The organism is Vagococcus changpingensis (assembly GCF_058211775.1).
Window position 1 is genome coordinate 1 of sequence record NZ_JBYVZB010000002.1, and the last position, 20,661, is coordinate 20,661.

The window sequence follows — 20,661 nt, forward strand, 5'->3', positions numbered from 1 at the left end:
TGAAAATTGGGCTTACTTTCGCATGTCTTAATATAAAAAAATTAGCAAAAATGCTTAAATTAAGAGACCTAGAGGGCTCTATTTTTAATTTTTTACCTACATTAATCATAGAATATAAAAAAGACAAACCAATTACTCTTAATGAGTAATTGGTTTGTCTTCACTCTGAAGCCACTACCTCTGTAAAGGTAGTGGCTTTTGTGCTAGATATACTAGCAAATCTTCTTGTTTTCGCATATTTATTATATCATGATTCTAAATAACAATCAAAATCCATTGTTTACATATTTTTTTATTACTTAATACTATTCCAAAACTTATCACCCCATGCACATATATTATCGACTATTGGTAATAATTCCATTCCAATATCTGTTAGTTGGTATTCAACTTTTGGAGGAACTACAGGGTATACAGTTCGTTTAACTATGTTGTCTTTTTCTAGTTCACGTAACTGCCTAATAATCATTCTTTGATTAATATCTGGCAGCATCTTTTCTATTTCGCTTAATCGTAATATAGGTTTTTGTAACAAAGACCAGACAATTGCTATTTTATATTTTCCGCCAATAACAGACATAGCTAAATCCTTAGTATTGACAAAATATTTTTCATTGTAATTATACATAAAAGGAACCTCATTATTGTTTTTGATTTATATTTTTAGAAATTATATCAATTAAAATCTATAGTGTCAAAAACATCAGTATTGCTTTTTTTGTCATTGTTTATATAATAAGCAATAACGTACAAAAAGGATTTTAATAAATAAGATAGATGAGTAATCTAATTATGAAAATGGATGGAGAATAGTTATGAAAAGTAGAGCTGCTGTTGCATTTGGTCCAAATAGACCATTAGAAATTGTAGAGATTGATGTGGAAGATCCAAAAGAAAATGAAGTTATGGTTAAAATATTGTATACATCTGTCTGCCATACAGATGCTTATACTTTATCAGGTGAAGATCCTGAAGGTGTATTTCCTGTTGTGTTAGGACATGAGGGAGCTGGAGTCGTTGTAAAAGTTGGTTCTGGTGTTACATCAGTTAAAGAAGGAGATCACGTTATACCTTTATACACAGCAGAATGTGGTAAATGTAAATTTTGTTTATCTGGAAAAACAAATTTATGTTCTGCTGTAAGAGAATCACAAGGAAAAGGAGTAATGCCTGATGGTACAACTCGTTTTTCATATAACGGTGAACCAATTTATCATTACATGGGTACCAGTACTTTTAGTGAGTATACAGTAGTAAACGAAATTAATTTAGTGAAAATAAATGAAAATGCACCATTAGAAAAAGTTGGATTGCTAGGTTGTGGTGTTACAACAGGTATAGGTGCAGTTGAAAATACAGCAAAAGTCGAAGAAGGGGCTATTACTGCTGTATTTGGTTTAGGAGCTATTGGTCTTGCAGTTATTCAAGGTTTAAAGAAAGTTAATGCTCAATGTATTATTGCAGTCGATACGAATCCTGATAAATGGGAATTAGCGAAAAAGATGGGAGCTACTGACTTTGTAAATCCTAAAGATTATGAAAAATCAATACAAGAAGTAATAGTTGAAATGACAGATGGAGGTGTAGACTATAGTTTCGAATGCATTGGAAATGTTGAAGTAATGCGATCTGCATTAGAATCATGCCATAAAGGATGGGGAGAGAGTATTATTATTGGAGTTGCTGGAGCAGGAAAAGAGATTCACACGCGCCCATTCCAATTAGTAACAGGACGTGTATGGAAAGGCTCTGCTTTTGGAGGAGTGAAAGGTCGAACCCAATTACCTGGCATGGTTGAAGAATTTATGGATGGAAAGATTGATTTAGATTCGTTTATTACACATAGACTAAGTTTCTCACAAATTAATGAATCATTTAAGTTACTGCATAACGGTGAATCAATTCGAACTATGTTAACTTATGGAGATTAGATGTATGGACTTGAAAATATTGGAAATTCATACTTCTTTTGGTGGAAAGCAAATTAAATATCAGCATACTTCAAAAATTTTGAAATGTGAAATGATATTTAGTTTATTTTTACCAGAATCTAAATCAGAAACTGAAACAGTTCCACTTATTTGGTGGTTGGCAGGTTTAACTTGTACAGATGATAATTTTAGTCAAAAAGGAGCATTTCAGAAATATGCTTCTGAGCAAAACGTTGCATTTATTATGCCAGATACATCACCTAGAGGCAATGTTGCTGATAGTGATGACTGGGATTTAGGACAGGGAGCTAGTTTTTATATAAATGCTACTTTAGAACCATGGAAAGAAAATTTTCAAATGTATGATTATCTAACTAAAGAACTTCCTGAAATTGTGTACACTTTAATTCCAAATTTCTCAGGAAAAGAAAGCATTATGGGACATTCAATGGGAGGTCATGGTGCATTAGTACTTGGGCTAAGAAATCCAAACCGATTTGTTTCTATCTCAGCATTTGCTCCAATATCTAATCCAAGCAACGTTCCTTGGGGGAAAAAAGCCTTCTCCTCTTATTTAGGAAATGATAAGTCAGCATGGAAAGAATGGGATGCTACAGAAATTATAAAAAAATCAACCAAAAATAATGTTCCGATATTAATAACACAAGGTACAGATGATAACTTCTATGAGTTACAATTAGATGAAGAGGCATTTTTATCTGCTGCTAAAAATGTTGATAGAGACGTAACATATAAAAGAGAAATAGGTTATGATCATAGTTATTTTACTATAGCAACATTTATTGAAAGTCATATTAAATTTCATTTAAGAGAATTAAAAAAAATATAAAAGGAAAGCCTTCAGAATTATACTGAAGGCTTTAAGTATTTTGTAGAGTTAACATAAATCAAATTATACCTAGTGAAATCAAATACAATCAAACTTGTACTTGATTATTACAATCTGTTTATATATAATCAAGTATGAACTTGAATGAGTGATTTTGGAGGAATAAACGTGACAAATGAAATATGTGAGATTACTTGTATTCATGAGGAGCAAGTAACTAATTCAAAAGAGAGATTAAAAAATACTAATAGCAAAGATCTAAGTTCTTTATTTAAAATTTTATCAGATGAAAATAGATTCAAAATATTACATGCTTTAGCTTATGAAGATCAACTATGTGTATGTGACGTAGCCAATATTATTGGAGCAACTATGGCAAATACATCACATCATTTGCAATCATTAAAAAAATTAGGTGTTGTAGATAGTAAAAAAATAGGCAAATTAGTTTATTATTTTAGTTCTGATGATAGGATTGTTGAATTGATAAATTTTGGAAAACAACTAGAAAAGGGTGATAGATATGAGTAAAGAAACTTCTAGTAAAACATATCGAGTAGAGGGATTAAGCTGTACGAATTGTGCTGCTAAATTTGAAAAAAATGTTAAAAGTATTGAAGGTGTAACAGATGCAAAAGTAAACTTTGGTGCTGGAAAAATTAAAGTTGAGGGAACATCTTCCATTCAAGAAATTAAGTCTGCTGGAGCTTTTGAAAATCTAATTATTCAAGATGAGGACAATCAAGAATCTGAAGGGGAACAGAAAGATTCTTTCTTGAAACGTAATTGGACATTAGTTATTTCAGTAATATTAATAGCCATAGCTTTTTATTTTAGAGCTACTGTAGGCGAGAATGATATCATAACTAAAAGCTTATTTATATCAGCTATCGTTATTGGTGGATTTAGTTTATTTACAGAAGGAATTAAGGATTTACTTAAATTAAACTTTTCAATGGAAGTTTTAATGACAATAGCAATTATAGGCGCATCAATTATAGGTGAATGGGCTGAAGGTTCTATTGTAGTTATCTTATTCGCTGTTAGTGAAGCCCTTGAACGATTTTCAATGGATAAAGCAAGACAATCTATTCGTTCGTTAATGGATATAGCACCAAAAGAAGCTTTGATTAGAAGAAATAACGAAGAAAAAATGATAAATGTTTCTGATATTCAAATAGGAGATATTATGGTTATTAAACCAGGGCAAAAAATAGCTATGGATGGGGTAGTCATTAAAGGACATTCTGCTGTTAATCAAGCAGCAATAACGGGTGAGTCTGTTCCAATTGAAAAACAAAATAAGGACGAAATTTTTGCAGGTACTTTAAATGGAGAGGGGATTTTAGAAGTGGAAGTGACTAAACATGTTAATGATACAACCATTGCTAAAATCATTCATTTAGTGGAAGAAGCACAAGGAGAACGAGCACCTGCACAAGCATTCGTTGATAACTTTGCTAAATACTATACCCCTTCTATCATGGCTATTTCGGCTTTAATTATCATTATTCCACCATTGTTTTTTGGTGGTGATTGGAATAAGTGGTTGTACCAGGGTTTATCACTATTAGTAGTTGGTTGTCCTTGTTCATTAGTTATCTCAACACCTGTTTCAATCGTTTCAGCTATTGGAAATTCAGCTAAAAATGGTGTGCTGGTAAAAGGAGGTATTTATCTCGAAGAAATCGGAGGATTAAAAGCAATCGCTTTTGATAAAACAGGGACTTTAACCAAAGGAACGCCTTCTGTAACAGACTTTGTTGTAAGTGACACAAATCAAGAAAATCAGTACTTATCTATCATTTCAGCGTTAGAAATACTTTCTCAACATCCTTTAGCTTCAGCCATTCTTAAAGAAGCTGATAGAAGAGAGTCAAACTATCAAATGATCGATATTATGAATTTTAAATCAGTAACTGGTAAAGGAATTAAAGGTGATTATCAAGGTACAACTTATTTTGTTGGAAGTCCTAAATTATTTGATTCAGAATTAATTAGGCAAGCTAGTGTCATGAAAAATTATGAGAAGTTACAAGAGCAAGGAAAAACCGTCATGATTTTTGGAACAGCACAAAATATTTTGGCAATTATCGCAGTTGCTGATGAATTAAGAAAGTCAAGTTCAGAAGTAATCGCTAAGCTTCATCAGTTAGGTATTGAACATACAATTATGTTAACTGGTGACAATATCAGAACAGCTAAATCAATTGGAGAACAAGTTGGTGTGACAGACATTAAAGGTGATTTAATGCCACAAGATAAGTTAGAGTATATTAAAGAGCTTAAAGAAAAGTATGGAAAAGTGGCTATGGTAGGAGACGGAGTAAATGATGCTCCTGCGTTAGCATCAGCAACTGTTGGGATTGCAATGGGTGGGGCTGGAACGGACACTGCTTTAGAAACAGCTGATGTTGCCTTAATGGGTGATGATTTACAAAAGTTACCGTTTATTGTTAATCTTAGTCGAAAAACATTAAAAATTATAAAACAAAATATTACTTTCTCTTTAAGCATTAAATTCTTAGCTTTATTGCTAATTATTCCAGGATGGTTATCACTTTGGATTGCTATTGTTGCAGATATGGGAGCAACTTTATTAGTAACACTTAATGGATTGAGATTGATGAAACAGAAGTAAGAAATAGTTATTTATCTCGTTGATTAACATAATCACCATTTTAAGAAGTATCACACCTACCAACGGATTCAGTTCGCGAGATTGTGAATGCCAATTGGTCTACATAAACAGTCAAAAAAGAATCCCATCAAGTGGCGATTCTTTTTTTTTCGAGATAGTGAAAGACACCCAATCATTTTTTTTGTTTCGTGTTATTTTTTGTTGATTGATTAGATGAAAAAAAATAAAAAAGATGTCACCAAGTAAAATAAAAAAGGAAAAAAATTTTTAAAAGTCTGCGAACAAAAAGAAAAAAAGAGAGAGGGAAATTTTTGTCCTTTTTGAAAAAAAAAGTGGTGTGACAAATGGAAAAGAATTACGTGTGTTGAAAAAAAGTTTGGCAAAAAAATCAAAAAGTGATCAGACTAAAAATCAATTGTTGCCAAAAAATCAATAAGGCAAGCAACGGGTTTGTACGTACAAACCCAAAAATTGAAAATTGTTTAGCTTGTTAGGTGGCACCTAAGACCGCAAAAAAAGAAAAAAATTCTACACATATTGATAGAATTTTTTTCTTTTTTTTGTCGCGCTGCTCGATACTTTTTGAAGTCAAAAAATAATTTTCTGATTAACGGAATTCTCTTTTTAAATGATTCAAACTATTTTTTCTAACGATTTCTTTTTAAACTTTTTCAAAGTCTTTTTATTTTTGAACGTAAAAATTTAACTCATGTGTGTCGATTTTTAAATCTAAAACGTCATTTCCTTTGACTTATTTTTTTATAGATGAGTCATTCAATCATTCGTCATCTTACTTTTGGCCAATTTTACGTCTAAAGAGCATAAGGGAAACTGCCAACAGGCAAGCTGTTGGGTTGATAGTATCAACGTTTCCGATATAACATGATTTTTTCTCGTTTGCACTGTTTTAACACACCTTTAACACACCTTTTAACCACCTTTGACATACCTTTAACACACCTTTGATACACCTTTTAACCACCTTTGACACACCTTTGACATACACTATTTTTTATCAATAAAAGAATTATCCTAAATCATTTCAATTGAAAAATTAGTTTTTCAAAAAAAAAAAATAAAAAACTTTTCCAAAAGTATGGAGAAGTTTTTCTACTTTGTCGTGTTGTTCGAAATAGTTTTCTGATTAATGGAAACCACTTTTTAAATCATCTAAAATATCTTTTCGAAGTTTTTCTTCTTCAATTTTTTCAAATTCTTTTTGTTTCTGAGCGTAAAAATCTGACTCATGTGTGCCAATTTTTAAACCTAATACTTTATCTTTTGCGACCCATTTTTCTTCTTGAGAAAGATCACCATTGTGTTCGATATTAAATATTTTTTGTCGTAAGTCTTCGCGTTCTCCTTTAGAAAAGTCATTAGCATTTTTATTTTCTGGTTTAAAAGCAAATTGGTAACCAACAACAGGTTTCCCACGTCCTTTACCATATTTCTTACGAATGGTAAGACCGCGAAATAATGGAGTTAATTCGTCTTTAATAGGCTTTAAGACTCTTTTATCAAGATTAGCAGGTTCTTTCAAATAACTTTTAGGAATATCTAAAAGCTCAAAAAAATCTTCTTTAGAGAAATATGCATAGCCCGTTGTTCGAAATTGTTTTAACAATCGAAACATGGTTTTTGAATAACTGCTTTGTAGGTCATTAAACTGTTGAAGAGAATAACGAACCCATTCGTCTAAGTCATTGAGTAAAGGAATAGCTTTTTCATGTATTTGAATTTCAGCATAAGGGGAATCTGCTTCTCCATTAATGTCGAATGAGCTAAATAAAACGAAACGCTCACGTCTCAAACCAGAGGTGCTTCTACGACCAAATCTCAAATCCATTAATTTGTCATACGTTTCTTCTAAGTCATCAATAAAACGATTATTGGCAGTTGCTTTATAATCACTTAATTCTTTAAGTTGGCTAAAAGAGAAGGTTACTTTATTTTGCCCCTTATCACGCATTCTAGAGATAATTGAAAAAAATAAATTCATTTGAACAGGGGTAAACTTTCTCAAAGGAATAGTATTTAATTCTGTATGATGTTTAACTAATTCATTAACCATAAACGCACCTCACATTAATATAATATTTATAAAGTACATATTACAAGTTCAAGTACTTTAAGTAAAGACTTAAAACAGACAAAGTGTACTTTATAAACAGACAAAATGTACTTATAAATATTCTGTATCCATTGGGGGAGTAAGGATTAAACAAGGTCTAAAAGAAGTTTAAAAGAGGTTTAAAAGAGATTATAAAAGAGGGGATATATTTTCCCACCAAAACTTTTTCTTTATTTTGTTAAAATGATCTATGCGTACTATGAAAATATATAAAAAGGAGTGAGAGAAAACCACTCTCACATTGAACTTGCAGCAGTCGCTTTACGCTCCTTTGCTAAAACCTAACCCATTTCTCCAAAGAAATCATTCAACAGCCTTAAAACGCAAAAAAAGAGCTATTTACGCTCATTTGATTAAAAACCTTATTCAGATAAGTAAAACGTCTTTCAGACGGTCAGGGTAAACCCTAACAACCCTAGAGTGGAAATCAGTAGTAAATGACAAGAATAAAAAGCGAGTTTATTTCTACCACTGCCACCATTTTTTAGAATCTATATTTTCTTCTAGTAGTTTTGTATTTTTTTATTGCTCGTAAAGTAGTAATTGTTGTTGTTGGTTTAGAATTGTTTGAAGTGAATTAATCTGCTCATCTTTTGATATCAATTGTTTATTTTTATCTTTTACTTCCTTTTGCAAAAAATGATTAGAATCTTCAAGGCTTTTAATATATTGAGCTTTAAAATCAACTGCAACATCATTTGTTTCGGCGTTTTGGTCTTTATCTTTAGATAAACCTTTCATAACAAGGTTTACAACCGCATCATCATACAGTAACGTTTGTCCATTTTTAGTCACTTCTGTTGCACCAATTGTTTTGATGTATCTTGATACAGTCATTTTTGAAACATCAAGCATATCAGCCATTTCTTTAATACTTTTCATCATAAACCTCCTGTAACAAATCATAACAACATGCTACCACTTTTGTTGTGGTCATAAAAGATAGTATAAAATGTTAGAAAAATTATGCTATATTAATTAATGGCACTTAGCCTACCAAAGCTATTATAGGTTTGGAGGTGAAACTTGCATGGTTGAAAAACTTCTAATGTTAATTATCGCACCAATCATTGTTGGGGCAGTTCTTGAACTGTTTGCTTACTGGTTGGAAAAGCAAGACGATAATTAAAGGCTAATGCTAATCAACCCACACGCTTAGTCGCAAAGCGAAAAAAAAAGCCCTAACCACTCGCAATGGTTGGGGCTTTTGTGCTATGAAACTTGCACTCGAAACTTCTAACGTTTTCGCACCTTTATTATATCATGGTTTTAAATTTCAATCAAAATACATAATTGATTAACATAAATCACGTTATGCATAGTTAAAAATAAGATGTTATACTTATTATAACCACTTGATATAAGTGTTATACAAAATAAGTTTTTAACATACCCCTCAATCCGTTAATCTATATTTTCTCAAATAATTGAGAAAATATAGATTAATAAATAACAACAGGTCCATAAGGTTTCCTACTAAAAATCGAAAGATAAAAACCTTAAATATAATATACAAGGATGAGAACATGAATACATACAATAAAAAAGATAATCCATTTTTAGTGAAAATTAATAGTGAATTACATTTTAACATCGAGGATATTATTATTCTAATTTGTTCTATTTTTATTGCATCTATTGGTTTGAATATGAATTCGACACCAATTGTTATAGGAGCAATGCTTATTTCTCCTCTAATGACTTCTGTGATAGGGATAGGAATTAGTTTGGCTTTTCAAGACACTTCCATTTTAAGAAAATCAATAACCTTACTAGCGCTACAAGTAATTGTCAGTCTAGTTGTTTCAACGCTATATTTTTCTTTCTCACCACTTACTTATGCAAGTAGTGAAATAATAGCCAGAACAAATCCTACAATCTGGGATGTTGTGATTGCTTTTACAGGAGGAGTAGCTGGTGTAATAGGGTTTAAGAAAAAAACTGCTAATAATATTGTTCCTGGAGTTGCTATTGCTACAGCACTTATGCCGCCTCTTTGTACATTGGGATATGCTATTTCAATTCAGAGTATGACTTATATTTTTGGTGCGTTCTATTTGTTTGTTATTAATATCTTTTTCATCAGTCTTTCGACATTTATAACTGTTTATATTTTTGAAGCAAAACATGATAAGCAGATTGATTCAATAAAAAAGAAATCAACAAATACAATGTTCATTATCTTGACGATTATTATCATTATACCTAGTATTTATACGGCTTCGTCAATGGTCAAAGATTCATTAAATGAAAATAATTTAAATCGATTTATTGAAAGTGAATTAAAAGACTCACTGATTTTAGAAAAGAAAATCTCAAAAGAAAAAAAGACAATTCATTTAACATTATCAGATACAAGTATCAATGATACTAAATTACAAAGTTTACAGAATAAATTACCAGAGTATCATCTAGGTAATATGGATTTAAATATTAAACAAATTACTGAAACAGATAGTTTATCTGGAAAAGAATTAGAACATTTAATTCGACAGCTGATTGACTCAGAAACTTCTGTGAGACCGTCCGTCAAGGAAGACCCCCAGACTCTAGAGGACTTCATTATTGAAAAAAACAAAATAATAAAAACAAACTTTCCACTTGATATTAAAAAATTATATATGAATTCAGAAGTAGCTAGTAATGAAAAACAAATTAAAAACGTGTTAACCATAGAGCTTAAATCCAATCTTACGAAGAGTTTAGAAAGTGACATAGAAAGCTATGTTTTAGATACTTATAATAATAAGATAGACAATTTATCAATAGTATTTAAGGAAGATGGAAATTAGATAAAGCGAAGATTGAAAATGGCTATGAGTTAGTCAAGAAAAGTTGACAAGAGGAAGTCTATTTTTGTGTATCTGTTGACAAATTATTATTCAGACTTATATTCATCCAATATTTTGTAAATCCTATCAAACTAAAATATAAATAAAGTATAGGCATGTTAATATGCAAAATTGTTGAATTAAACACCTTTAAAAAATGAAAAATAGGTTATTTTAACAAAAATTCTGGTAGCCGTTTTGATTGATTAAGAGTTTTACCGTACTGTTGACTAAATAAATATTATTACTAGCTAAAAAAAGCCCTCAGAATGATGAGGGCTTTCAGACTGTAGACAAAGTATTGATAAATTTCGATACTTTGTCTTTTTTTTTGGTAAAATAGAGGAAAGAAGTGACTATTAATGTTGAAAAAGCAAGATATGAGTAAACGCAATCAAATAGGTTTTTATTCATTAGAAGACTTAGTTCCACAGGAACATCTTTTAAGAGATATTGATAAATACGTCAATTTTAGTTTTATTTATCAACTTGTTGAGGATAAATATGATCAGTCTAATGGACGACCTAGTTTAGATCCAGTTATGTTAATCAAACTTCCCTTGATGCAATACTTATACGGAATTAAGAGCATGAGACAAACGATTTAAGAAGTCGAAGTAAATATGGCTTACAGATGGTTTTTAGGTTTAGATATCCAAGACTCAGTCCCTCACTTTTCGACTTTTGGTAAAAATGACTCAAGAAGATTTAAAGGAACAGATATCTTTGAACAAATTTTTTATGGTATTTTAGCGCAGTGTATAGAAGTTCATTTAGTTGATACGTCTGAGGTATTTATTTATGGGACTCATATTAAAGCACATGCAAATAATAAAAAGTATGAAAACAAAGAAATAACTGAAGACAAATTATTTTATGTAAAATCACTTCAAAAAGAAGTTGAAATAGGAAGTTGAAATAGATAGAGAAAAACAATTAAAAAAGCCCTTAAAAAGAAAAAATTGAGACAAATACAAAGGTTAAAAAAATTAGTAAAAACGATGCTGACAGTGTCATAAAGGAGAACATAAACAAGTCTTTGCCTATGCCACACAAGTGGCATGTGATAAAAACGGATGGGTTTTAGGATATACAACGCATCCAGGTAATCAACATGATAGTCGTACTTTTATCTCTATTTACAATAAATTAAAAAGTCATTTCACTCTGAAGTCTCAAGGTCTTTATTAAGATCTTGAGACTTTTTGTTAATTTATCTTATGAATCAAACGTAATGCTTAGATTATATTCCTCAGAATAAGGAGCGTGTTCTACAAAGACCGTTACTTCTTTATCATCTTTATCTTTACCAGTACGTTTGTAAGTAAATTTTTGTCATTTAATTCTGTTAGTTCTAACACAGCACCGTATTTATTTTCTCCGATTGAGACATGAGCACGTCATTTATTGTGATCAATGATGTTAAAGTAACCAAAGTCTCCTTTTGGTTTCCTTGTATTAAGATCGAAAAAGTCATTTTTATTATGGGTTACATCGACTTTTGCTAAACTAATAAACATGCTATTTTCTCTTATTAAGTCTTCTTTTTTAAGTCTTCTTTTTGGGAAGAATCAGTTGTTGTACTTGATTGTGATGAGGCAGACTCACTAGGTGTTGTCGTCTGGCTATTTGTTGAACATCCCGTAAGAATAGTACCGGTTAACGCTGTTGCAAATAATAAAGTATCTAGTTTTCTTATTATTTAGATGGTTTAGTTGAAAAATCGATTAAAGGTCATGCCCCTAATTATGGAATCAATAATTTTGAACCGATTGAGACATTAGATAATGCTAGGTGGGTGTACCACTATATTAAATCGGATTTTTTATATAAGGATGGAAAATATGGTAGCATGATTATTTTAAAGCGAGAAAGTAATTTATTGGAATTTTTTACTAAATGGGGCGTGTGGTTAGTTATTTTTATTATCCTTGTAGCAGTATTGTTGGCTTCTTTAATTATTCAACGCTTGAAAAAACCGATTATTCAACCGATTAAACATTTAGAAGAGACAACTTTTTCCGTTCAAGAATCGGATAGCTTACCTAATATGATTGAACAGTTTCCTGATAAGAATATTGCGAAAGAAGTTGAACATTTACAGATTAGTTTTAAAAATATGTGGATAGAGTTAGAAAGAGCAAAAAAATCAGTGAATAGTACGAAGATAATCGTAAAGAATTGATTACTAACATCTCACATGATTTAAAAACACCCATCACTTCTATTATAGGATATGTTGAAGGAATGTTAGATGGTGTATCCAATACATAGGAAAAAAGCAACGCTATTTACAAACCATCTATAAAAAGTCTCAAAGTTTAAATGAATTAATTGAAGCATTATTTTTATAGTCAAAATTTAATATGGATGCTGTTCTTTTTCATTACGATCGAGTTAACTTAACTAACTTTATACAAGAACTTATGGAAGATTATTTAGTTGATGAGAAGGTAGAATGGACGGTAAATTTATCCGAAGAAGCGATTTATTATGATATATATACCATTCAATTTCATCGTGCATTGACCAATATTATTCAAAATAGTTTGAAATTTTTGGATTCAACAAAAAAATATCTAAGATCAGTCTTTCTTTAATTAACACAGAACAATCTGTCATAATTGAAGTAATAGATGATGGGATAATGACACAAGAACAAGTTAATAAAGTATTTCAAAGATTTTATCGAGGGGATAAGTCGAGAACCCCTTTTACAAAAGGGGCAGGTTTAGGTTTAAGTATTGTAGAATATATGATTAAACCATTTAGTCCAAATGAGTTAATTACCCGGGTTAAAGCACATTTATCACGTTTTTATAAGTTAACTAAACAAGCATCTTCAGAAAAAGTTCTGATAAAAATTGCTAATGTTTCCATTGAGTCATCTGATAGAAAAGTCTTTATTAATAATGAAGAGGTCATCTTTACAACTAAAGCATGTTCTTTATTACTTTTCCTAGTGACATATCCTAATATTGTTTGGAGTAAAGAAAAATTATTTGAAATGATTTGGGGAAGTGGGAATCGATTTAATATATAACCATTGTTAGCCTAGTCCATAAATTACTTATTTGCATCCAGCATTAGACCTATTTTATGAAATGAAACAGGCTAATATAAAAGTATAGCTAGGGGATGACGAATCATGGAAATTAAAGGATTAGAACTAACATTATTTTTTAAAGAGGCAAAGAAAAATGATTCATTTATTTTGTTTTTGAAAGATGTTATTGATACAGGATTAAAAAAATTAGAGTCGAAAGGTATGCCAGACAGCTTACAATTGTATTCTAAATATCGACGTAAAGATGTATTAAGATTGTTAAATATGAAATTTAATCAAAATGAACAAGGGATTGGTGGATACGCCTATAATAATAATCAGTTTGTTATATTTGTCGCACTAGCCAAAGGAAAAGAGTCCAAAGCATCTTTAATGGCCTATGAAGAAGTATTTATTGATGAACAGACATTCCATTGGTTTACTAAACCTTCTAGAACCATAGATTCTCCAGTAGTAACAATATTAAGAGATTCAGAAAACTGGACGATTCATTTATTTATAAAGCGTAAATACAATCAACAAGACAGAGAAACAGATGTTTATTATGTTGGAGAAATGAATCCTATCATTGAAACAATTGAACAGAACAAAAAGCCAACATCTGATAATACATTAAAAAATGTTGTTGAAATGGATTTTTTGTTAAAAAATAGAGTCGAACCTAACATGTATGAATTTTTAACGGGTAATTTAGATTAGTATAAATGAAAACAAGTAGCCTGAAAATTGGCTACTTGTTTTCATTTCTTTTTCTTCATGTAACTCTCACGTAATTTAGCAAGTTGTTCTTTTTTGTCAACTTTATTTGGTGTTTGTTTTTCATGATACTTAGAAACAGCGACTTTTCCTTTTTGATCTAATTGATATTTTCCCATAGAATCACCTCTTTTAATTGATTTGTCTTTGCATTTATAATATACCTTAATATATAAGGAAAACCAATGGAAAGATAGGAGGATTATATGGAGCAGACAGATAAGCAATTATTAAAAGAATTTCAAACATCATGGACTAAACATAAATATTGGGTGATGTCTCGTTCACAACAGGCATACAATGATATCCGTTTACTAGCTAAAGGCAATCAATGGACTCAAGAAAAACATGCCCAATATACAAACACATTATCTGAATTAGAGGATTATCAACCAACAGACAAAACCCTGACAGTTACTTACCAACATATTTGGGGATATTTTAAAAAGATTGCAACAGTTGAGGAAAAAAATAGATACAAAGATCTAATTGAAACAACACCTTTAAAAAGTAAAGAATTAGAAAATTTTTTAAAAGAGTTAAGTCAAAAGTATCATCAAACCTATTTATTGAATATAAAATGGGGACTGTCATCTAGCTAGATAAATGTAAAGTAAAAACGAAATGTTGGACAGTTTTTTTTTATAAGTGCTATCATAAACATAAAATAAGAGTAAGGAGTGATACTATGACAGACTATCAATTACCAAACATTTGGCAATGGGACGATGAAAATACCAATAGAGGTGGCAATCGACCAACAGCAGGAAGTCGATTTGATCAAACTTTGCCAATTGGAACAGCACCATTTCAAGTGTATTCATTAGGAACACCTAATGGCGTGAAGGTTACTATCCTATTTGAAGAATTGAAAGAATTAGGAGTGACAGGGGCAGATTACGACTTATACAAAATTAATATAGGTGAAGGAGATCAGTTTGGATCTGATTTTGTCTCAATTAATCCAAACTCTAAAATTCCAGCAATGGTTGATCAAAGTCAAACTCCACGAGTGGATGTATTTGAGTCAGGCTCTATTTTAGTTTATCTAGCTGAAAAATTCGGGAAATTTTTACCATCAAATATACATGAAAGAACAGAAACGCTTAATTGGCTATTTTGGCAGGTAGGGGCTGGACCTTTTGTTGGTGGTGGATTTGGCCATTTCTTTCACTATGCTCCTGAAAAGTTAAAATACCCAATTGATCGATATACAATGGAAACAAAAAGACAATTAGATTTACTAGACAAGGTTTTAGCTGATAGATCTTATATTGCTGGAGAAAATTATACTATTGCAGATATTGCTATTTGGTCATGGTATGGTCAACTTGTATTAGGTAAACTTTATGAGGGATCTGCAGAATTTTTAGATATTTCTAGTTATACTAATTTAATTGAATGGACGAATCGAATCGCTAAAAGACCTGGAGTAAAACGAGGATTGGCAGTAGAGTACCAATCAATTGATTAAATGAAAAATCTTCTAACTGTTGTGATTGGTTAGAAGATTTTTTTGTTATTTAGTTGAAAATTTAAATTTTGCAAAAAAAGCTGCCGCGCTACCTAGTAAAAGTAGCATCAAGCCAGGTAAAACAGTGCTTGACTGACTTAGAAACTGTTTATAAATATAAAATTGATGATATGACATATATTCAAGCTACCGATGTGCATGTGATTGAAAATCATGATGATCACTCCGAGTTAACGTTAATAACGTGTGATGAGACAGGAGAAGGACGTTCTATGGTGAAGGCCTCTTTTTTGAAGAAAATACCTACTGAAAAAACGAATCAATCTATTATAAAAGTAATGGATAAAAAATGAGGGGGATTTTATGAGACAAGGAAGAAGTAGCAGAGTAAAAAAACAAAAAATATATCCAATATTTTGGAAATGGTATTAGGTTTAATCACACCTATCATTGCATTTTGGAAATAAAAACCCCTCTCAATAAATTTGAGAGGAGTTTTTCATTATTCAACTTGTTTAATGACAGTATCTAATTTATTGATATCACTTAAATCGGCATGAATAAAGTCAGAATTATCAATGGGGTTACTTTGTAAAAATGAACGGAAGATTTGAGTATAAGCTATAACATGATCAATTTCTGCTGCTAAGACATGTCCACCTATAGATAAGTTATCAGCTAAGAAATGACTATGAAAGCCAGCAACAGTAACCCCTTGATATAGCATTGGAGAATAATAACTGATAAGTGTCCCTGTCACATTTTTGGCTGTAAATTCAACTTGATTTTCTCCTACTTTTTCTAAGTTAGGATAGGGTTTAACTGATTTTTTTGCTGAACGAGTTGTAATCTGTTTAAAGTTACCATGAAGTTTAACTGAAAAGAATAGGTTATTTCCTGAAATAAGTTGTTTAATATCATTTAGACAAGTTGTTAAATCGACATCGTGTACATCGGTTAGTAATTGATAGTGATCAAAGTGTGTATCTGCAAAAGTAATGTTAAAGGAGTCATTAAGAATTTCGGTTTCCCCGTAATGATTAATTTTATACCCAACCCCATCAATTATAATTAGTTCACCATCGATACCTTCACCAGTTCCAATTCCTGTATTACCATGAGAAAGTAATTCTTTTAAGGTAATTGATCCATCTAAAAGTCCTTCACTTAAAAGTTGCATGGTCCCTTGTTGAAAAAGACTATTATGAGACATGATGTATCCTTCTTTCCATTTTTATTAGTGCTTTTTATCTTATCATTACGCAGAAAGATATCAAGAAGATGATCTTTTCTCAGCATTTATTATTTGTAGTGCAAATAATCTATTATTAATCCAACAATAGAAAAAGTAATAAAAAAGAGAGGGATAATAATTAAAGGTGTTTTTAATAACAATATCTTATCAAGAAACTCATTCATTACACCTTGATTCAATAATAAGAAACTCAGATAGCTGAGCGAAGGTAAGATAAATAGCATAATTAATCTAGTTGCTAGACTGATTAGATAGTATTTTTTTCATCTTTTATCCTCTTTTTTTATCATAATACATTAAGGAGAATAACTGGTCTAATAAAAGAAAAAAACAGAACAAAAACCTGTTCTGTTTTATTATAAGTAGTTGTTTAAATTCCAGGAGCTTCATTAAGAGTTGCTTGTAGCATCCATACTTTTTTCTCAAGATCTGTCTTAAATGAAATAAAGATGTCTTGAGTTCCTAGGTCGCCTTCTTTTTCGCTCACTTCAATTCCTTTTTCATAAACACCGATTAGATATTTATAACCAGCGACTAAGTTTTTTAAGCGTTCAGGAATTGGTTTAGTATAGTTTCCCTTTTCATCTTTAATACCAGTGTTGTCAATAAATTCTTGCAAGGTAGAGTAAGGCTCGCCACCTAAAGTAATTAAGCGTTCAGAAATAACATCTAGCTGATCGTTTATTTCATCCATATACTCATCCATTAATGGGTGTAATGATAAAAATTCTGGTCCTCTCATATACCAATGCGTTTGATGAATAACCACCGAAAACTGACTTAAATCTGCTACTAATTGATTCAACGTACGTTTAGTTTCTTCTAATTTCATATATATCACCCTCCTAACTATATGATACAACTAAAGAAGAAAAATTACCAAAAATTTGAATACCCTTTATTGTTTTATCAAACAATTAATGAAGTCATGGTAAGTCTTATATTTTATTGCTTCTTCTAATTTATTTTTATCAGAGAAAAACCAATAATTGACAATTATCTCGTCATGTAAGATAATTTAATTAACTTAATACGAGGGAATGAATGTCTCCCACAGTTCGTTATAGATACTGAAACCGCAAGAAATGCTAATGACTTCTACATATCTTATTTAGGTGTGTAGGAGTCATTTTTTTAGGAGGAAAAAATGAAGGAGTTAATTAAAAGACAAACCATTTTAATAATTAGTAGTGTTGTTATTGGGTTAATAGTTGGTGGATTAGATACTTTTTTTGGTAAAATATTGATTTGGGTATCCACTATTAGGGTGGAATATTTCTATCAGCTTATACCATTTTTAGCCTTTTCTGGTATGATTTTTATGCATTTATTTATGAAGTATGGCAAAGAAAGTTATAAAGGTATGTCTCTTGTTTTTGAAGCAGGGCATGAAACAAGACAGGAGATTACATTGAGATTGATTCCTTTTGTTATGGTTGGAACATGGATGACGCATCTATTTGGTGGAAGTGCTGGTAGAGAAGGTGTCGCTGTTCAACTTGGATCAACAGTGTCAAGTTGGTTTGGGCGACTCATAAAACAAGAGGAGTTAACAAGTCATTTTATCATTATCGGGATTGCAGCAGGTTTTGCTGGATTATTTGAAACCCCTATTGCGGCGACTTTTTTTGCGTTGGAAGTTTTAGTAGTAGGAACATTACGTCATGATGTACTATTTCCTACGTTGATTGGGGCTTTTGTAGCAAGTCAGACATCAAAACAATTAGGATTGGAAAAATTTCAGGTTCTATTAACGACAAAATTAGACATTGATTTATCGTTGTTTATTACTTTAGTTTTATTAGGAGTATTATTTGGGTTAACTGGTCGATTATTTGTCGGACTTGTAGAGTATACTAAAGGGTATTTGAGCAAATTAATTAAAAATCCCGTTATTAAAATAGGAATAGGTGGGGTAATTTTAAGCGCATTATTGATGCTATTGGGACAAGGTAGATACTCTGGCTTAGGAACAAATCTTATCGAGATGTCATTTACTAGCCAATCAGTTCATTATTATGATTGGTTATTAAAATTATTATTGACTGTGTTAACCTTATCAGTCGGATTTCTAGGCGGAGAAGTCACACCATTATTTTCTATTGGGGCGACATTAGGTGTTGTCTTGGGTCAATTAATTGGGTTACCAATAGAACTGACCGCAGCATTGGGATATGCGAGTGTTTTTGGTAGTGCAACGAACACCCTTTTTGCGCCTATTTTTATTGGAGGAGAAGTATTTGGTTTTAGTTATTTACCTTTCTTTGTTATTGTCTGTGTGACATCATTTGTATCTGCAAAAGGAAAGAGCATCTACCCCTTACAAAAATACAATTAAGAAAGTTATTAAAAAATGTGAGACAGACCTCTATTTTTTAATGTATAATATTTATATGGTTGTTGATTAATTTATCATAGGAGATATATCATGAATAAAAAATGGAAAAAAATATTATTACTATGTGGCATGTTGGTGAGTGTTACAGCTTGTGGGAAGAGTGATAACTTTGATCAATCAATGCAAAAGACAAAAGAAGCGATTGTTGAGAAAAAATTTGAACAAGCTGAAGGATTTGTAGAAATGGCTTTGGAAAGTAAACCAAAAGATGAAGAAGCAAAAAACTATCAAAGTCAATTAAAACGTTACATTAATGCGCTGGATAAAAAAGAAAAGAAAAAATACGACGAAGCCAAGGCTAGTTTAGATGCTGTTATAAAAATTGAACATGGCTCTGATAAATTAGTAGAGTATGCCAAAAAAGAAAAAACAGAAATATCTCAGATGAAAAAAGAAGCCGAAAAAGATGACAGTAAAAAAGAAGAAAAAACAACGGAGAGTTCGGATAAAAAAGAAGCAGCATCAAATACTGTATGGAATGATAGTAAAAGAGATAGTCTAAGAGGATTTATGGCACAATTCAGTAATAAAATGGGACAAGATTACAAAGAATATAGCAAAACAAGTAGTGTTGATTTATATGGTGTCAATGTTCCAGGAGATATCTTTAGTGGTGAGTGGACTATGGCAATCAACAATCAACCAGTAAAAGTTGAATGGTCAGAAACGGGAGAAGGTAGCTTACCTTATCAATTAGTGGCTGTTTATTCAGATGCTGATACACAGCCTTATTTACAAAAACATGTGTATTTCTTTATTATTGAAAACGGGCAACCAAAAGTTTATGTGACACAACAAAATCAAGGAAATAATGAAAATTACCTTCACTTTAGTGAAACACAAAACACTGATATTAAGGCTGGATTTAGTCAGATTGTAGGTGGAGATGTAGCACAGTCAACTCAATCAACATCAACAAGTTATGAAAACAATAAATTATTAGCAGCCAAAGTATTGATAAAAATGACTAACTTAACCGAGTCAAATGTGAGTAGCTTACTAAATTCAACCACAACTTACAGTTTATATCCAAATAAATCTTTACAAATCTGGGAAACGGGTGTTTATTTACCGGAAGATGTAACAGTTATTTCAGGAAACCCTCTAGCGGCAGGGATGTTTACATACCATAATAATGAAGATGGCACAGTGACTTTATATCCTGTTCCTAGTCATTATCAAGATAAAGAATGGGACGATCCTGTAAAAGGAAAAGAACTTGCCAATAAGGTAATTTCAGATGCGTCAGTTATTAACATTAAAGATGTTTCAGATGACTTAGCCAATAAGCTTATTCCAATCATTGAGAATGATATATAGGTTTTAA

21 protein-coding genes, 3 pseudogenes and 1 riboswitch are annotated in these 20,661 nt (G+C 31.1%); of the genes and pseudogenes, 17 read left to right on the top strand and 7 right to left on the bottom strand.

Annotated elements, in window-relative coordinates:
- A pseudogene (locus AC37UB_RS04295) lies at positions 1 to 186 on the top strand (hypothetical protein); the annotation flags it as partial.
- Between the two features lie 109 nt (positions 187 to 295).
- Here AC37UB_RS04295 and AC37UB_RS04300 read toward each other — a convergent pair.
- Positions 296 to 628, bottom strand: coding sequence for a winged helix-turn-helix transcriptional regulator (locus AC37UB_RS04300; RefSeq protein WP_241699694.1), 333 nt, complete (start codon positions 626 to 628; stop codon positions 296 to 298).
- Between the two features lie 187 nt (positions 629 to 815).
- Between AC37UB_RS04300 and AC37UB_RS04305 the strand changes: the two genes are divergently transcribed.
- From AC37UB_RS04305 to AC37UB_RS04320, 4 genes are all read left to right on the top strand, one after another.
- Positions 816 to 1,931, top strand: a complete 1,116-nt coding sequence (locus AC37UB_RS04305; protein WP_241699695.1) for an S-(hydroxymethyl)glutathione dehydrogenase/class III alcohol dehydrogenase — start codon at positions 816 to 818, stop codon at positions 1,929 to 1,931.
- Positions 1,932 to 1,935: 4 nt separating this feature from the next.
- On the top strand, positions 1,936 to 2,781 hold the full coding sequence (gene fghA, locus AC37UB_RS04310; protein WP_241699696.1) for an S-formylglutathione hydrolase: 846 nt from the start codon (positions 1,936 to 1,938) through the stop codon (positions 2,779 to 2,781).
- A 168-nt stretch (positions 2,782 to 2,949) separates the two neighbouring features.
- Positions 2,950 to 3,312: an ArsR/SmtB family transcription factor gene (locus AC37UB_RS04315; RefSeq protein ID WP_241699697.1), complete on the top strand. Its 363-nt coding sequence runs from the start codon at positions 2,950 to 2,952 to the stop codon at positions 3,310 to 3,312.
- Complete coding sequence (locus tag AC37UB_RS04320; RefSeq protein WP_490685380.1) at positions 3,305 to 5,422, top strand: heavy metal translocating P-type ATPase; 2,118 nt, start codon at positions 3,305 to 3,307, stop codon at positions 5,420 to 5,422. The genes AC37UB_RS04315 and AC37UB_RS04320 overlap by 8 nt, the downstream gene beginning before the upstream one ends.
- Positions 5,423 to 6,566: 1,144 nt before the next feature.
- Here AC37UB_RS04320 and AC37UB_RS04325 read toward each other — a convergent pair.
- Positions 6,567 to 7,493: a replication initiation protein gene (locus AC37UB_RS04325; RefSeq protein ID WP_490685381.1), complete on the bottom strand. Its 927-nt coding sequence runs from the start codon at positions 7,491 to 7,493 to the stop codon at positions 6,567 to 6,569.
- A gap of 582 nt (positions 7,494 to 8,075) precedes the next feature.
- Positions 8,076 to 8,435 carry a hypothetical protein gene (locus AC37UB_RS04330; protein WP_490685382.1) on the bottom strand — a complete coding sequence of 120 codons (360 nt, stop codon included), beginning with the start codon at positions 8,433 to 8,435 and terminating at the stop codon, positions 8,076 to 8,078.
- 148 nt (positions 8,436 to 8,583) lie between these two features.
- Between AC37UB_RS04330 and AC37UB_RS04335 the strand changes: the two genes are divergently transcribed.
- The 3 genes and pseudogenes from AC37UB_RS04335 to AC37UB_RS04345 all read left to right on the top strand — a co-directional run.
- Positions 8,584 to 8,682 carry a type I toxin-antitoxin system Fst family toxin gene (locus AC37UB_RS04335; protein ID WP_490685383.1) on the top strand — a complete coding sequence of 33 codons (99 nt, stop codon included), beginning with the start codon at positions 8,584 to 8,586 and terminating at the stop codon, positions 8,680 to 8,682.
- A 397-nt stretch (positions 8,683 to 9,079) separates the two neighbouring features.
- Positions 9,080 to 10,345 (top strand): TIGR00341 family protein, encoded by a 1,266-nt coding sequence (locus AC37UB_RS04340; protein WP_241699223.1) that lies wholly within the window; start codon positions 9,080 to 9,082, stop codon positions 10,343 to 10,345.
- Between the two features lie 401 nt (positions 10,346 to 10,746).
- A pseudogene (locus AC37UB_RS04345) lies at positions 10,747 to 11,539 on the top strand (transposase); the annotation flags it as partial.
- Positions 11,540 to 11,602: 63 nt separating this feature from the next.
- Here the strand turns inward: AC37UB_RS04345 and AC37UB_RS04350 are convergent.
- Positions 11,603 to 11,925: pseudogene (locus AC37UB_RS04350) on the bottom strand (DUF4822 domain-containing protein); the annotation flags it as partial.
- Positions 11,926 to 12,236: 311 nt separating this feature from the next.
- On the opposite strand from AC37UB_RS04350, the gene AC37UB_RS04355 reads away from it, so the two are divergent.
- The 4 genes from AC37UB_RS04355 (at position 12,237) to AC37UB_RS04370 (ending at position 14,150) form a co-directional block, all read left to right on the top strand.
- Positions 12,237 to 12,569 carry a hypothetical protein gene (locus tag AC37UB_RS04355; protein ID WP_117972370.1) on the top strand — a complete coding sequence of 111 codons (333 nt, stop codon included), beginning with the start codon at positions 12,237 to 12,239 and terminating at the stop codon, positions 12,567 to 12,569.
- Positions 12,566 to 12,658 carry a histidine kinase dimerization/phospho-acceptor domain-containing protein gene (locus tag AC37UB_RS04360; RefSeq protein WP_117972371.1) on the top strand — a complete coding sequence of 31 codons (93 nt, stop codon included), beginning with the start codon at positions 12,566 to 12,568 and terminating at the stop codon, positions 12,656 to 12,658. The genes AC37UB_RS04355 and AC37UB_RS04360 overlap by 4 nt, the downstream gene beginning before the upstream one ends.
- Before the next feature lie 358 nt (positions 12,659 to 13,016).
- The gene (locus tag AC37UB_RS04365; protein ID WP_233519165.1) at positions 13,017 to 13,427 is read left to right on the top strand and encodes a response regulator transcription factor; all 411 of its coding nucleotides are present in this window, start codon (positions 13,017 to 13,019) and stop codon (positions 13,425 to 13,427) included.
- A 105-nt stretch (positions 13,428 to 13,532) separates the two neighbouring features.
- Positions 13,533 to 14,150 carry a DUF3427 domain-containing protein gene (locus AC37UB_RS04370; RefSeq protein WP_241699224.1) on the top strand — a complete coding sequence of 206 codons (618 nt, stop codon included), beginning with the start codon at positions 13,533 to 13,535 and terminating at the stop codon, positions 14,148 to 14,150.
- Positions 14,151 to 14,191: 41 nt separating this feature from the next.
- On the opposite strand, the gene AC37UB_RS04375 is transcribed toward AC37UB_RS04370, so the two are convergent.
- Positions 14,192 to 14,326: a hypothetical protein gene (locus AC37UB_RS04375; RefSeq protein ID WP_255424286.1), complete on the bottom strand. Its 135-nt coding sequence runs from the start codon at positions 14,324 to 14,326 to the stop codon at positions 14,192 to 14,194.
- Between the two features lie 87 nt (positions 14,327 to 14,413).
- Here AC37UB_RS04375 and AC37UB_RS04380 point away from each other — a divergent pair, with 87 nt between their 5' ends.
- The 3 genes from AC37UB_RS04380 to AC37UB_RS04390 all read left to right on the top strand — a co-directional run bounded on the left by AC37UB_RS04380 (position 14,414) and on the right by AC37UB_RS04390 (position 16,034).
- The gene (locus AC37UB_RS04380) at positions 14,414 to 14,809 is read left to right on the top strand and encodes a DUF1722 domain-containing protein (protein ID WP_117972374.1); all 396 of its coding nucleotides are present in this window, start codon (positions 14,414 to 14,416) and stop codon (positions 14,807 to 14,809) included.
- Positions 14,810 to 14,895: 86 nt separating this feature from the next.
- Positions 14,896 to 15,681 carry a glutathione-dependent disulfide-bond oxidoreductase gene (gene yghU, locus AC37UB_RS04385; protein WP_117972375.1) on the top strand — a complete coding sequence of 262 codons (786 nt, stop codon included), beginning with the start codon at positions 14,896 to 14,898 and terminating at the stop codon, positions 15,679 to 15,681.
- Positions 15,682 to 15,749: 68 nt separating this feature from the next.
- A complete protein-coding gene (locus tag AC37UB_RS04390; protein ID WP_490685384.1) occupies positions 15,750 to 16,034 on the top strand; it encodes a sortase domain-containing protein in 285 nt (94 codons plus the stop codon).
- A 149-nt stretch (positions 16,035 to 16,183) separates the two neighbouring features.
- Here AC37UB_RS04390 and budA read toward each other — a convergent pair whose 3' ends face one another.
- Both budA and AC37UB_RS04400 read right to left on the bottom strand, forming a co-directional pair.
- The gene (gene budA / locus AC37UB_RS04395; RefSeq protein WP_117972377.1) at positions 16,184 to 16,894 is read right to left on the bottom strand and encodes an acetolactate decarboxylase; all 711 of its coding nucleotides are present in this window, start codon (positions 16,892 to 16,894) and stop codon (positions 16,184 to 16,186) included.
- Positions 16,895 to 17,306: 412 nt separating this feature from the next.
- The gene (locus AC37UB_RS04400; protein ID WP_117972378.1) at positions 17,307 to 17,768 is read right to left on the bottom strand and encodes a Dps family protein; all 462 of its coding nucleotides are present in this window, start codon (positions 17,766 to 17,768) and stop codon (positions 17,307 to 17,309) included.
- Between the two features lie 195 nt (positions 17,769 to 17,963).
- Positions 17,964 to 18,044: riboswitch (Fluoride riboswitch) on the top strand.
- Positions 18,045 to 18,083: 39 nt separating this feature from the next.
- On the opposite strand from AC37UB_RS04400, the gene AC37UB_RS04405 reads away from it, so the two are divergent.
- Positions 18,084 to 19,274 (top strand): chloride channel protein, encoded by a 1,191-nt coding sequence (locus tag AC37UB_RS04405; RefSeq protein WP_117972379.1) that lies wholly within the window; start codon positions 18,084 to 18,086, stop codon positions 19,272 to 19,274.
- A gap of 90 nt (positions 19,275 to 19,364) precedes the next feature.
- Positions 19,365 to 20,654 (top strand): YdeJ family lipoprotein, encoded by a 1,290-nt coding sequence (locus AC37UB_RS04410; RefSeq protein WP_117972380.1) that lies wholly within the window; start codon positions 19,365 to 19,367, stop codon positions 20,652 to 20,654.
- Positions 20,655 to 20,661 lie beyond the last annotated feature (7 nt).

Bases quoted from the DNA above. Each gene is read 5' to 3' on its own strand.
- AC37UB_RS04300 (WP_241699694.1), bottom strand. From the start codon at position 628: ATGTATAATTACAATGAAAAATATTTTGTCAATACTAAGGATTTAGCT.
- AC37UB_RS04305 (WP_241699695.1), top strand. From the start codon at position 816: ATGAAAAGTAGAGCTGCTGTTGCATTTGGTCCAAATAGACCATTAGAA.
- fghA (WP_241699696.1), top strand. From the start codon at position 1,936: ATGGACTTGAAAATATTGGAAATTCATACTTCTTTTGGTGGAAAGCAA.
- AC37UB_RS04320 (WP_490685380.1), top strand. From the start codon at position 3,305: ATGAGTAAAGAAACTTCTAGTAAAACATATCGAGTAGAGGGATTAAGC.
- AC37UB_RS04325 (WP_490685381.1), bottom strand. From the start codon at position 7,493: ATGGTTAATGAATTAGTTAAACATCATACAGAATTAAATACTATTCCT.
- AC37UB_RS04330 (WP_490685382.1), bottom strand. From the start codon at position 8,435: ATGAAAAGTATTAAAGAAATGGCTGATATGCTTGATGTTTCAAAAATG.
- AC37UB_RS04335 (WP_490685383.1), top strand. From the start codon at position 8,584: ATGGTTGAAAAACTTCTAATGTTAATTATCGCACCAATCATTGTTGGG.
- AC37UB_RS04340 (WP_241699223.1), top strand. From the start codon at position 9,080: ATGAATACATACAATAAAAAAGATAATCCATTTTTAGTGAAAATTAAT.
- AC37UB_RS04355 (WP_117972370.1), top strand. From the start codon at position 12,237: ATGATTATTTTAAAGCGAGAAAGTAATTTATTGGAATTTTTTACTAAA.
- AC37UB_RS04370 (WP_241699224.1), top strand. From the start codon at position 13,533: ATGGAAATTAAAGGATTAGAACTAACATTATTTTTTAAAGAGGCAAAG.
- AC37UB_RS04375 (WP_255424286.1), bottom strand. From the start codon at position 14,326: ATGGGAAAATATCAATTAGATCAAAAAGGAAAAGTCGCTGTTTCTAAG.
- AC37UB_RS04380 (WP_117972374.1), top strand. From the start codon at position 14,414: ATGGAGCAGACAGATAAGCAATTATTAAAAGAATTTCAAACATCATGG.
- yghU (WP_117972375.1), top strand. From the start codon at position 14,896: ATGACAGACTATCAATTACCAAACATTTGGCAATGGGACGATGAAAAT.
- budA (WP_117972377.1), bottom strand. From the start codon at position 16,894: ATGTCTCATAATAGTCTTTTTCAACAAGGGACCATGCAACTTTTAAGT.
- AC37UB_RS04400 (WP_117972378.1), bottom strand. From the start codon at position 17,768: ATGAAATTAGAAGAAACTAAACGTACGTTGAATCAATTAGTAGCAGAT.
- AC37UB_RS04405 (WP_117972379.1), top strand. From the start codon at position 18,084: ATGAAGGAGTTAATTAAAAGACAAACCATTTTAATAATTAGTAGTGTT.
- AC37UB_RS04410 (WP_117972380.1), top strand. From the start codon at position 19,365: ATGAATAAAAAATGGAAAAAAATATTATTACTATGTGGCATGTTGGTG.